Below are 13,019 nucleotides of genomic sequence, written 5' to 3'. Positions count from 1 at the left end.
TATCATATTATGAAAAATATATTATCAATTGATGGCTGGTACTTTAGAGTATTCTCAAGATTAGCCAATTTAATCATTTTAAATTTATTATTTATTGTTTCTATTTTACCAATTGTAACGATTGGTATTGGTGGAGTGGCGCTTATCAAGTCTCTTAATGAGTTAAAGAGTGATGGAACGTTATCAGCATTTAAAGTGTATACCAACTATTTTAGACTTAATTTTAAAAAAGGCATGATTTTATTAGGGGTTGAATTGATTGGTTGGTTAGTCCCAACGAGTTTGATTTATGTCAGCTTAAAGTATATTCCGCTACTAAGTACATTATTGATGATTTTATTTTCATTTTTCTTACTATTACTAATTGTATTTCCTCTTGTATTTGCTTTAAATGACTTAAGAGTAAAAGAAGCTATAAGAGGAACGCTTGAATTTGTAACGATTCGTTTACCATATGCGATTGCTATGTTTTTAGTACTAATTGGTATTAGTTTTTTAAGTTTAAAGTATTCGATTATTTTTATGTTTTTAGTAGGAGTTGCTTTAGTAGTTAACCTACAAATTAGCTTGATGAAAAAGGGGCTAGCGTCTTATGGAAGTTAAAGCGTATTGGGAAAAAGAGCGAGAGGTCTCTAATCAACTACCTCTGAATCTGACAATGACACAAAAAGAATTTCCAAGTCAACTAGCAACTGTTTATGAGATTAGTTATGAAAGTTTGTATGAAGAAAGAATCTATGGTTGGTTCATTGAACCTAAAAATCAAACCAATTATCCATTAGTCATTGAATATATTGGCTACATGAATCACTTAGTGTCACCTCTTCAATTTATGGAATGGCTAAGTGTAGGGTGTGGTGTCTTGGTTACTGACTCAAGAGGTCAAGGTGGAAAAACTTTAGACAGTCATCCTTATAACTCTTACGAGGGTAACTCTTTAATGGCGAAAGGTTTTTTAGAGCGAGATGATTTTTATTTAAGACGCTTGTACTGGGATGCCTTGCGTTTGATTGATGTGGCCCAAGAGCTGTCTTTAGTTGATAAGAAGCGTGTGTTTATTCACGGGACAAGTCAAGGTGGGGGAGTCGGGTTGTTTGCTAATAGTTGGACAACACACGACATTAGGTATTCATTTTTTGATGTACCAAGTCACAGTGATTTAAAGAGTCGAATAGCAGCTGGTACAGGCTCTTATAAAGAGATTCATGAGTACTTATTAGCCAATAAAGATCAAGTAGAGCAAGTTCATGAAGTGATGTCCTACTTTGATGTGAAGGACATGGTTGATCAAATTAGTAATCCAGTCCTAGCTTCTGTAGGTGAGAGTGACCCAATTTGTCCAAAAGAAGATTTTTACAAAGCTTATGACAAGTTAACGGGATTTAAAGAATTAGATTGTTATAAAGAGCCAGGTCACGGTGGTGGCGGGCTAAAACATACAGAGAAACTATTAAGATATGTGTTGAAAGAGATGGATGGTGACTAAGATGAGACAATTAGAGGTTGCAACTTATAACGTACGTGTTGATACCGAAGCTGATAAAGAGTGGGCTTGGGATTACCGAAAAGAACAAGTGATTGATTTGATTAAGTATCATGACTGGGATGTGTTTGGCGTTCAAGAAATTAGACCTAATCAAGTTGAAGATTTAAGTGTCTTAACCGCCTATGAGGGTTTTACTCAGGAACGTGAAGGAGACCAAACAGGTGAGGGGCTAGGTATTTACTACAAAAAGGACCTCTTTACTTGTGTGGAAAAAGGGTATTTCTGGTTATCTGACACACCTGATATTCCTAGTATTCATGAAGAGGCAGGTTGCAAACGACTTTGTTTGTGGCAAGTTCTACACTGTCCCACAAGTAATCACACTTTTTTAGTGATTAATACTCATTTAGACCATATCTCAGACGTTGCAAGAAAAGAAGGAATGTTGGTTTTACTTAATCGTTTGAAAGAAAAAATCTCACTGTATCCAACTTTATTATTAGGGGATTTTAATTGTGAACGAGAAGAAGTTATTCACAAAGAATTAGAAAAAACATTTCTATATCCAGAAGATCAAACAGATGTGTTTCTTTACGGACCTAAAGGAACGTTTCAAGACTTTGAATATTTCAGGGAATGGAAAGACTTAGAACATATTGATTATATTTTATACAAGGAAATGTCTTGTTTGAAACAAGGGGTGTTAACAGATTCTTGTAATCTAAAATACCCGTCAGATCATTTTCCAGTTGTTGCCACATTTAATTTTTTATCATAAGGGAGAACTTAACCATGCAAAAAGCCGAATTATTAACGATTATTGAAAAAATGTCACCAAAAGAAAAAGTAGATCAGTTATTACAATTGTCAGCTGATTTTTACACAGATGATGCAGAAGATAGAACAGGACCTATGGAAACATTAGATATTAATGAAACAACGATTGCCAATGCTGGAACTATTTTAGGCGTTTCTGGTGCTGAAAAAGCTATGGGAATTCAAAAAAATTATATTGAGAATAACTCTCATAAGATTCCAACAATGTTTATGGCAGATATTATCCACGGGTTTAGAACCATCTTCCCAATTCCATTAGCATTAGGTTGTACATGGAGTAAAGAAGCTGTCGAAGAAATGGCATCTATCTCAGCTCTTGAATCATCTGTATCAGGACTACATTTAACTTTTTCACCTATGCTTGATTTAGTAAGAGACCCAAGATGGGGACGTGTGATGGAGTCAACAGGGGAGGATCCTTATTTAAATAGTGAATTCGCTAAAGCGATGGTAACTGGTTATCAAGGAGATGACTTAAAAGAAGATATGAGTAAAGTAGCAGCATGTGTGAAGCATTTTGCCGCTTATGGTGGAGCGATTGGTGGTCGTGATTATAACACAGTAGATGTTTCTGAAACGACTCTTCGTGAAAAATATTTACCAAGTTATCAAGCTGCTATTGATGCTGGAGCTAAATTAGTGATGACTGCTTTTAATACCATTGAAGGTATTCCAGCTAGTGGTAATAAAAAATTATTTAGAGATGTGTTAAGAGATGAATTTAACTTTAAAGGTCCTGTTATTTCTGACTGGGCAGCTATTAAAGAAATGATCAATCACGGAGTAGCAGCTGATGAAAAAGAAGCTGCTCGCTTAGCTATTGAAGCAGGTGTTGACATTGAAATGATGACAACTTGCTATGATAAACATTTACTAGAATTAATCGATGAAGATCCAAAATACATGGACTTACTAGATGAAGCTGTTTTAAGAATCTTAGAATTAAAAAATGATCTAGGCCTATTTGAAAATCCTTATCGTGGTGCTGATCCAGTTAAAGAAAAAGAAGTTATTTTATCAGCAAGTCACCGCGAATCAGCACGGAAAATTGCTGAAAAATCAATGGTACTTTTAGAGAACAATGGTATTTTACCTTTAAGTCAAGAAACAGCAATTGCCTTAGTTGGACCAAAAGCCACAACTGGAGATTTAATGGGTGCTTGGTCATGGCAAGGTAAATTTGATGAAGTAGTTACAATTGCTAAAGGATTGTCAGCAAAAGGTAAAAACGTAACAGTTGCTTCTGTAGAAAGTGATTTGTTTGAAAATACGACTGAAAGTCTAGAAGAAGCCAAACAATTAGCTAAAGAAAACGAAGTAGTTGTCTTAGCTTTAGGAGAAGCAGATTGGATGAGTGGTGAAGCGGCAAGTCGTAGCGATATTAGACTACCTCAAAGCCAAATTGACTTATTTAATGAAGTAAGAGCAATTGCTAAAAAAGTCATTGTTGTTTTAATCAATGGTCGACCTTTAGATTTAACAGCTATCTCAGAAGCTGATGGTATTTTAGAAGCTTGGTTCCCAGGAACTGAAGGTGGTAATGCTGTTGCTAATATTCTTTTTGGAGACGTGAATCCAAGTGGCCGCTTAAGTATGTCATTCCCTGAAAATGTAGGACAAGTGCCAGTTTATTACAACACAGAAAATACAGGACGTCCTTATGAATCAGCACCAGATGAAAAATATGTTTCTAAATACTTAGATGTATCAAATTACGCTAAATACCCATTTGGTTACGGATTATCTTTTGCTAAAGTGGCATACGAAGGAATAGCTTTAAATAAAGAAACAATTGATTCGTCTGATGAAACAGTTGAAGTAACTGTGACACTACACAATCAATCTGAAGAAACAACTATTGAGACAGTTCAACTTTATGTAAGAGATTTAGTTGGAAAAACAGCTCGTCCACTAAAAGAATTAAAAGGCTTTACACAAGTAGCATTAGCTGGAAATGAACGAAAAGAAATAACTTTAAGTTTAGCAGTGAAAGACTTAGCTTATGTTCATCCAGATTTAACATGGTCTGTTGATCCAGGGGAATTCCACATTATGGTTGGACCAAATAGTCGCGAATTAGATCTAGTTAAGACATTAGTTCTTAAATAATGGAGTGAGATAATGAAAAAAAATAATTTTAATAGTAAACAAGTAACGTTTTCTTTTTTACCTCATGGAGATATCAAAGAAGTATCAACAACTAATATCTTAATTAATCAATTCATTGGCAATGAATTTAATGGTAGCTTAAATAATCTTTTCCTTCGTGTCTTTAAAGAAAAGTCTTGTCAGGTTTATCCTTTAATTGGAAAAGCGTCAAATAGTATTTGTGAAACCTTTGAGGAAGGTATTACTTGGTCAGGAGAAGTTGAAGGCATTACTTATCAAGTGAGCTTTAGATTATCTGATCAAGATATGTGGTTCTGGCAAGTGAATTTAACAGGTAACTCTGAACAAGTTGATGTGATCTATGGTCAGGATTTAGGACTAGCTGCAAGAGGGGTTATCTTATCAAATGAGGCCTATAATTCTCAATATGTGGATCACTTTATTGATTCTGTAGATGGTGATTTTGTGGTTTGTTCAAGACAAAATATGCCTCAAGGTAGCGACTTTCCGTATTTACAACAAGGTAGCTTAACACCTAATACCCATTATTCAACAGATGGCTATCAATTCTTTGAAAAAAATAACGCTAATAGTATGTTTTCTAAATTAGCTAATACAAGAGATTTAGAAAGTCAGGTTTACCAGTATGAGATGGCTTATACTGGTCTACAATCTGAAACAATAACTCTATCAGGTGAAAGCCAACAAGTTATTTTTTACGGTGCATTTTTACCGTCTCATAGCGAGGCAATTGCTAAGGCAAAAATAGACAAGAAAGATATTATGGTGTGTTTCAATAACCTTCCAAGTTTAGGTGCTTCTCTTGGAAAAGAATTACCTGTAGCTGAATTAATCAGCGACGTGTCAGGTGAGGTGTTAACACCAGCTGAAGTTGATAGTTTATTCCCAAGTAGACGTGTGGAAGAGACGAGCAAAGAGGGAGAGTTATTATCATTCTTTGACGAAAATGACTACCATGTCGTTCTGAAAGAAAAAGAATTATTAATGGAAAGATCTCATGGTCATATTATTATTAGTGGTGAAGAGAGTACGATAGAAAATCCTGTATTAGCTAGTACTTTGTACATGAATGGACTATTCAACTCGCAAATTGTTTTAGGGAATACGACTGTTAATAAATTTATTAGTAACTCTCGAAATGCCTTGAATCTACTTAAAAAATCAGGTCAACGCTTATTTGTAAAACAGGAAGGAAAATGGCAACGATTAGGTTTACCTTCAGCCTTTAAAATGGGCTTTAACTTTGGTACTTGGTATTATAAATTGAATGACGATTTAATTGAAATTTCTAGTTATACAGTTAGTGATTCTAGAAGTGTTCAGTTTGAAATTATCAGTCACAGTCAAAAACAATACGAATGGTTAACAAGTTTTGATGTGGTAATGAACGATAACGAAAGTAGCCATGATTATGAGATGGTTAGACAAGAACAACAGCTACTCTTTACACCAACAGCAGAGTCAAGTATTTTCCCTAAATACCCTGATTTAAGATACGGTATTGAAGTAAAACAAGCATTTGACTTAGTTTCAGCAGTTGACTATTTCCAAATGTCAACTAATGAAAATCTAGTTATGATTCACTTACCAGCTACTGAACAAGTGTCATTAACTATTCAAGGTACGCTTTCAGCTGAGCCTTTTAAGGAAGTGAGTTCAACTCTTGAAGAAGCTAGTCAAAGCTATAATGATTACTTAGCTAATTTAAGCAATCATTTCCATTTAAATCATACAGCCCAAGAACGTGTTGATAAAATGAATGTCTTGGTAAAATGGTATAGCCACAACATGCTGGTGCATTATTTATCACCACATGGTTTAGAGCAATACGGTGGAGCTGCTTGGGGAACGCGTGACGTTTGTCAGGGACCTGTTGAGTACTTCTTTGCAATGAATAAACCAGAAATGGTGCGCTCAATCATTCTAACAATTTATGCTAATCAGTTTAGTGATGATGGTAACTGGCCACAATGGTTTATGTTTGATAAATTTGAAGAGATTAAAGCTGATGAGAGTCATGGAGATATTATTGTTTGGCCGCTTAAAGTAGTTAGTGATTACTTACATGTAACAAAAGACTACTCAGTGTTAGACGAGATGATTCCTTATTCTAGTCGAGTTGATTTCAAGAAAACAACAGAAGAAGAAACGCTTATACAACACATTAACAAACAAATTACTTACATTGAAGATAACTTTTTAGAGGATACTTTCTTGTCTTGTTATGGTGATGGTGACTGGGATGATACACTTCAACCAGCTGATCAAACCTTGAAGAAAAACATGGCAAGTAGTTGGACAGTTGCCTTAACGTATCAAACATTCAAATTATTCTCAGAAGTGATGAGTGAGTACAATGAGGCCTTTAGTGTAAGAGCTAAAGACTTATCAGTGGGTATCTACAAAGATTTCCATACTTATATGTTATCAGATGAGGTTATTCCAGGTTTCTTGTATATGGACGAAGCGGGAAAATCAGAGCTCATTATTCATCCAAGTGATAAAAAGACAGGGATTACGTACCGTTTATTACCGATGACAAGAAGTATGATTTCTGAGTTAATTGACGAAGAAGAAGTGGCTAAGCATGTTGAGATTATTGAAAAGAACCTTGTCTTCCCAGATGCAGTTCGTTTAATGAATCAACCAGCTCATTACAAGGGTGGCGTTAGTCAAATCTTTAAACGTGCTGAGCAAGCAGCTAACTTAGGTCGAGAAGTTGGGTTAGCCTATATTCATGCCCACATTCGTTATGTCGAGGCCATGGCTAAGATTGGTAAACGAAATGAAACGTGGTCAAACTTAGAAAAAATTAATCCGATTGGTATCCAAGAAGTTGTTTCTAATAGTGAGTTGCGACAAGCTAATGCTTATTTCAGTAGTTCAGATGGTGACTTTAAAACACGTTATGACGCACAAGACAACTTTAACGAGTTAAAAACAAAAGACCGTGGTGTGAAAGGCGGTTGGAGAATTTACTCAAGTGGTCCTGGTATTTATATAAACCAATTAATCAGTAATGTTTTAGGAATCAGAAAAAACAGTGAGCAGTTATTGTTTGACCCTGTTTTACCAGAAGAATTGACTGATTTGGTGCTGACATACCAATTTGAAGACCGATTATTAAAAATTAAATTCAATTTAACTGAACCCGTGAAAGGGCTAAAAATTAATGGTAAACTAATAGAGACTGAAGACAAACAAAATAGGTATCGAAATGAAGGATTAGTCATTTCGTTAGATACATTTTATTCAAATACCATGAATGAAGGGGTTAACGAAATAGAATTATTTATTGGAGAGATGTAGAGTGGTTGGAATAAGAGATATCGCTAAAGTAGCAGGAGTTTCTATCTCAACGGTTTCATACGCACTAAACGGAAGTGATAAAGTAACAGAAGAAACACGTCAAAGAATAGAAAAAATAGCCAGTGAGATGAATTATGTTCCTAATATGGCAGCTAAAGCTTTAAAAAGACAAGAAACAAAAATTATTGCTGTTTATTTATCTGATTACATGGGTAGTTTTTATGGCGAGTTGTTAGATGGTATTAAGCACGGCTTACAATCATATGATTATGAAATGATTGTTTGTAGTGGTAAAAGATCTCATTTATTTATTCCAGAGCGAATGGTAGATGGGGTGATTATTTTAGATTGGACCTTTGAAACAGAGGAAATCGAAAAATATGGCAAGCTTGGTTATAAGTTGGTGACCTTAGATCGTGAAGTTGAAGGGGACAATTTGTGTCATGTGTTGTTAGATAACATTGGTGGTGCTACTTTAGCCATCGAAAAAATTGTTGAGCAACCTACAGCAGAAATACATGTTGTGACAGGACCAGAAAATTCATTTGATAGCATGCGCCGACTAGAAGCAACTGAAAGAGAGTTAAAACGCTATGGTAAGGAGTATCATCTCCATCAAGGGTCATTTGACGCTAAGTCAGGAAAGCGAATAGCTGAGGAAATTTATTTGAGAATGACTTCAAAACCTATTTCCATTTTTTCTTTCAATGATGAGATGGTAATTGGGATGTATGACTTCTTTAGACGCACCGAATTAAAAATAGGGAAAGATATTCAAATTATTGGATTTGATAACACTTATTACGGCAATATTATTTCACCAACTATTGCAACGATTGGTTTTTCAAAAAAACGTTGGGGAATGGTAGCTGTTGAGAAGTTAATGCAACTAATCAAAAATGAGCCTACCTCTAATGGCTTGATTTACACAAGTTTTATTCCAGGAGAATCATTTGGAGAACAATAAAGAAAAGATTGTCACTTAGGTGGCAGTCTTTTTTTATGACGTCAAAGAAAAAATAGTTCTGACTTAATACAACGACGGTTATGTTTTTTTTATTTAGTAAAAGCATGTTAGAATATTAGGTAAGGATGGTTTCTTTCATCAGTCCTAGGTCTGATGAAAGTTATGGTTGATAACCATATAATGAATTTATTAACAAAAATCGTCAAATATTAGGAGGAAAAAGAAATGAAAAAAAATACACCCTTATTAGTTATTGTAGGAATTATTGCTGTATTAGTTATTTATGTGTTTACAGCGTATAACAGCCTAGTGTCAAAAGAAGCAGAGGTTGATAGTCAGTGGGCGACAGTGGAGTCTAAATTGCAACGACGTTATGATTTAATTCCTAACTTAGTTAATTCAGTAGAAGGAAGTATGAAACAAGAAAAAGAAGTATTTGGTAACATTGCTGATGCGAGAAGTAAAATGGCTGGTGCCAATACAGTAAAAGAAACATCAGAAGCTTCAGCTCAAATGGAAACAGCTTTATCTCGTTTATTAGTTGTAATGGAAAACTATCCAGAGCTTAAATCAAATGAAAACGTGAATACTTTAATGACTCAATTAGAAGGAACTGAAAATAGAATCTCAGTTGAACGTGACCGTTATAACAAAGCTGTTAAAGAATATAACGTGTCAATCAAGAAATTCCCTAAATCTTTAGTAGCTAATATGACTGGATTTAATCAAAAAGATTACTTTGAAGCAGCAGATGGTGCTGAAAAAGCACCTGAGGTAAAATTTAACAATTAAGAGATGAGTTGTTGTAGGAGGTGGAAGAAATGAAAAAGAGAGTAAGTCAGGGAGTTAAAACATTTCTTGCTGTAGCTTTTGTCACCTTATTTGGTATAATCATTGCCTTTCCCCAAGTTGCTGCAGCAGATGCTAATAATATCTTTGTTGAAGATAACGCAGGGATTTTAACGGCTCAGGATAAAGAGTCTATTAAGCAAATGAATGAAGAGAGATTTGCTAATTTACCCGGTAAGCCTCAATATGCTGTTGTTACCTTAAAAAACTTAGATGGTTATGATTCAATAGAAGACTATGCAACAAAAAAGTTTGAACAAATGGGAATAGGTGACAAAGAGTTAGATAATGGTTTTTTATTTGTTATTGCTGTTGATGATCATAAATATCGGTTAGAAACAGGTTATGGTGTGGAAGATGTCATAACAGATAGCATGAAAGAAAAAATTGTAACAGATAAAGCGACTGAGTTACTTCAAGATGATCAATATGGTCAGGCTGTTATGCTAGTTTCTAAAAATATTGAATCACTTGTCACTGAAAAATACAGTGACATAGATGCGGCTAAAGAAATTGTTACTAAGGAAAAAGAACGAGAAGCCAAAATGATGAAAACCATCTTTAATATTATTTTAGGTGCTATCGGGCTTGTAGTGTTACTTTTCTTGATTTACCGTGCAGGTCTTTCTAAGATGAGAGCAACGATTAGTAAAAAATATCTTAATAGAAACGTAGATGGTTATGTCTATGTGGACAATACGTCAAGTCTTATCAATTTCGGAAATGTTCAAGGCATTAGACAAGTCAACCTATCAAAATATTTAGCGAAGACTTTGTATTATTCACCTAGCAAAAAACGTATTTTATCTAGTGATGAACAGATGATTAATTGGCTAAGTCAATACCTACTAGAAGATAGCTTAATCCAGTATTGGCGAAATTCAAAAGAAGAGGCACCCTATGATATTTCTGTATATTTAGAAGATAAATATTTTAAAGACTTGAAACAGGAATTGTTACCTAGAGCAAGTAGTTTCTCATATCCACTCTCATCTAATCCATACTTAGAGAGTGATGCGATGTTTGAAATAACTCAATATGTTGTAACAACTCGTGAGAAACATAAAGAGAATTTGAGAATTTCTAAAGAAAATAAACGCTATGTAGAAACACTAAGTGAACGCTATTTAGAGGAAAACAACGTTCGTTTGAGAAAACTTGATTATGAACTTGAAGTAGCTCTAATGGTGTATTACTTCTTACAAGAGCAAGATTTATCAGATCCGCTGTTACTCCAAAAAATTCAAATCACACCCCAGTCTTTAAGAAGCGCGTATCGTTTTGCTGAAAAACGCCGAAGACAGATGGCGAATGAACAAAAACGTCAAGCTTTGAATGATCTAACTAATATGACTTTAGGTAGTTACTATATGCAAGCGATGATTTGGTCTAGCTACCACAATAATAACAACAGTGGTTCAGGCTTTGGTGGCGGTGGAGGTTCTTCCTTTGGCGGAGGCTCATCAGGCGGAGGCGGTTTTTCTGGTGGTTGGTAGTTAGGTAAAAAGGAGTGGTGAGGAATGGAAGTATTTGAAACATCTTCAGGTTTTAGTTCACTTTTTTCAATTGCTTTTTGGCTTATTGTGGGCGGATTTGTCCTCGTTTTAGGTTATCATTTAGTCAATTTGATTCTAAACCTAACAGCTGATCAAGTCACAGTAGAAGCCAAACTCATTAGTAAAGACGCAAGCACTCAACAACATGGAAATAGTGATGGAACAAGATCTAGTAGCACCAGACACAGTTTTACTTTTGAAACAGAGTATGGTGGGAGAGTCATTCTAGATGTGTCTTACAAAAAGTTTAGACAATATGCTGTTGGTGATACAGGAGAATTAGTCTATCAACGAAAATGGTTAAAAGAATTTCGTTTAAATCAACTCTAATTAAAAGCGTTGTGATACAGGTTTCATACTTGTATCACAACCTTTTTTTATTGTTATAGGATAGACAGATAGAGGTTTCTTTCTTATAATCATGTCAAGACAAAAAAATGAAAGTTGGGGTTGTATGAAAGTTATTGAAGGCTATATGCCTTTTCGGGAATATCAAACTTACTACCGAATAGTAGGAGAACCATCAGAGAAAGCACCTTTATTATTACTTCACGGAGGACCAGGTTCAACTCATAATTATTTTGAACTTTTTGAGGAATGGGATTTAGACGGACGCCAACTGATTATGTATGATCAGCTAGGCTGTGGTTTATCTTCTATACCAAATGATCCCGACTTGTGGCAAGCAGATACGTGGTTAGAAGAACTAACGACTCTTAGAGATTACTTGGAACTAGATGAACTACACTTACTAGGGCAATCTTGGGGTGGGATGCTTCTTATAATGTATATGTGTGATAAACAACCAAAAGGAATCAAAAGTCTTATTTTATCAAGCACGTTATCTTCAGCTAATCTATGGAAAGAGGAACAACATCGCCTGATTAAATTAATGAGTTTAGAGGATCAACAGAGTATTCTAGCTGCTGAAACCAGTCATGATTTTACTCAACCAGATTATTTAGCGGCAAATGAACGGTTTATGAAGCGACATGCAGCAGATATGCCAACTGATGATTCAAAAGAACCTCTTAGACGTAAGAAGAACCAAGGAAAGCAGTCTTATGAAGTGGCTTGGGGACCAAATGAATTCTTCCCATTAGGTACACTAAAAGAATTTGATTACACGGACCAGTTAGGAACAATAACAACCTCAACGCTAATTACAAGCGGTGCAGATGATTTAAGTACTCCTGTGATTGCTAAAACCATGTATGACCGACTTCCAAATGCTACGTGGGAATTATTTGCAAATAGTCGCCATATGCCTTTTGTAGATGAAGAAAAAGCCTATCAATGTGTCCTAAAAACTTGGTTAAATCAACATGATTAGGAGGCGAGTAAAATGATTTTAAGAGAAATGACATTTTCTGATAACAAACAAGTCAAAGATTTAATCCAAACCTCCTTAAAGTCTTTAGGTTTAGATAAACCAGGAACTGCTTATTTTGATCCTGAACTCAATAATTTGTTTGCCTATTATGAAAAAAGGGGTTCTAATTATTGGGTGATTGAAGAATCTCGTATTATTGTTGGAGGCGTGGGAATCGCTCCTTTCAAGGATGGAGTTTGCGAGTTGCAAAAGCTTTATTTAGATCAAAGCTTTCAAGGAAAAGGGTTAAGCAGACAATTAATGGATGCAGCACTTGATTTTGCGGGGCTTCATTATGAGTATTGCTACTTAGAAACTCATAGTGACTTAGAGTCTGCTTGTTATTTATATGACAAATATGGCTTCGAGTTACTGGATAAGCCACTAGAAGGTTCACCTCATTCAGCAATGGATCGATGGTATTTAAAGGCATTAAAGTAAGGATTGTTTAAACTAAAAAAGACTGTGGCATAAACTTAATGAAGCGACCCCAAAAAGTTAGACCAAAAATCT

The 13,019-nt window shown here is 35.0% G+C and carries 11 protein-coding genes; all 11 read left to right on the top strand.

All coding sequences use genetic code 11. The annotated features are described in order from the left end of the window. Window positions 1–9: 9 nt before the first annotated feature. The 11 genes from DOK76_RS11130 to DOK76_RS11080 all read left to right on the top strand — a co-directional run bounded on the left by DOK76_RS11130 (window position 10) and on the right by DOK76_RS11080 (window position 12,947). Window positions 10–603, top strand: a complete 594-nt coding sequence (locus DOK76_RS11130) for a DUF624 domain-containing protein (RefSeq protein ID WP_206967777.1) — start codon at window positions 10–12, stop codon at window positions 601–603. Next, window positions 593–1,486 carry an acetylxylan esterase gene (locus tag DOK76_RS11125; protein WP_206967776.1) on the top strand — a complete coding sequence of 298 codons (894 nt, stop codon included), beginning with the start codon at window positions 593–595 and terminating at the stop codon, window positions 1,484–1,486. Before DOK76_RS11130 ends, DOK76_RS11125 begins: the two co-directional genes overlap by 11 nt. Window position 1,487: 1 nt before the next feature. After that, entirely contained in the window at window positions 1,488–2,264 is a 777-nt protein-coding gene (locus DOK76_RS11120) for an endonuclease/exonuclease/phosphatase family protein (protein ID WP_206967774.1), read from the top strand. A gap of 14 nt (window positions 2,265–2,278) precedes the next feature. Beyond that, window positions 2,279–4,432, top strand: a complete 2,154-nt coding sequence (bglX, locus tag DOK76_RS11115) for a beta-glucosidase BglX (RefSeq protein ID WP_206967772.1) — start codon at window positions 2,279–2,281, stop codon at window positions 4,430–4,432. Between the two features lie 12 nt (window positions 4,433–4,444). Next, a complete protein-coding gene (locus DOK76_RS11110) occupies window positions 4,445–7,762 on the top strand; it encodes a GH36-type glycosyl hydrolase domain-containing protein (protein WP_206967770.1) in 3,318 nt (1,105 codons plus the stop codon). A gap of 1 nt (window position 7,763) precedes the next feature. Beyond that, the gene (locus DOK76_RS11105) at window positions 7,764–8,729 is read left to right on the top strand and encodes a LacI family DNA-binding transcriptional regulator (RefSeq protein WP_206967768.1); all 966 of its coding nucleotides are present in this window, start codon (window positions 7,764–7,766) and stop codon (window positions 8,727–8,729) included. Window positions 8,730–8,954: 225 nt separating this feature from the next. After that, window positions 8,955–9,521 carry a LemA family protein gene (locus tag DOK76_RS11100; RefSeq protein ID WP_206967767.1) on the top strand — a complete coding sequence of 189 codons (567 nt, stop codon included), beginning with the start codon at window positions 8,955–8,957 and terminating at the stop codon, window positions 9,519–9,521. 29 nt (window positions 9,522–9,550) lie between these two features. Beyond that, complete coding sequence (locus DOK76_RS11095) at window positions 9,551–11,074, top strand: TPM domain-containing protein (protein WP_206967765.1); 1,524 nt, start codon at window positions 9,551–9,553, stop codon at window positions 11,072–11,074. 24 nt (window positions 11,075–11,098) lie between these two features. Then, a complete protein-coding gene (locus DOK76_RS11090; RefSeq protein WP_206967762.1) occupies window positions 11,099–11,464 on the top strand; it encodes a DUF2500 family protein in 366 nt (121 codons plus the stop codon). 124 nt (window positions 11,465–11,588) lie between these two features. Further along, window positions 11,589–12,467, top strand: a complete 879-nt coding sequence (pepI, locus tag DOK76_RS11085; RefSeq protein ID WP_206967760.1) for a proline iminopeptidase — start codon at window positions 11,589–11,591, stop codon at window positions 12,465–12,467. 12 nt (window positions 12,468–12,479) lie between these two features. Further along, window positions 12,480–12,947, top strand: a complete 468-nt coding sequence (locus DOK76_RS11080) for a GNAT family N-acetyltransferase (protein ID WP_206967758.1) — start codon at window positions 12,480–12,482, stop codon at window positions 12,945–12,947. Window positions 12,948–13,019: the final 72 nt, after the last annotated feature.

This window comes from Candidatus Vagococcus giribetii, assembly GCF_017316185.1.
In the GTDB taxonomy this organism is placed as follows: Bacteria; Bacillota; Bacilli; order Lactobacillales; family Vagococcaceae; genus Vagococcus; species Vagococcus giribetii.
The sequence above is the reverse complement of the archived record's forward strand: the minus strand, read 5'-3'. Positions and strand labels throughout refer to the sequence as shown.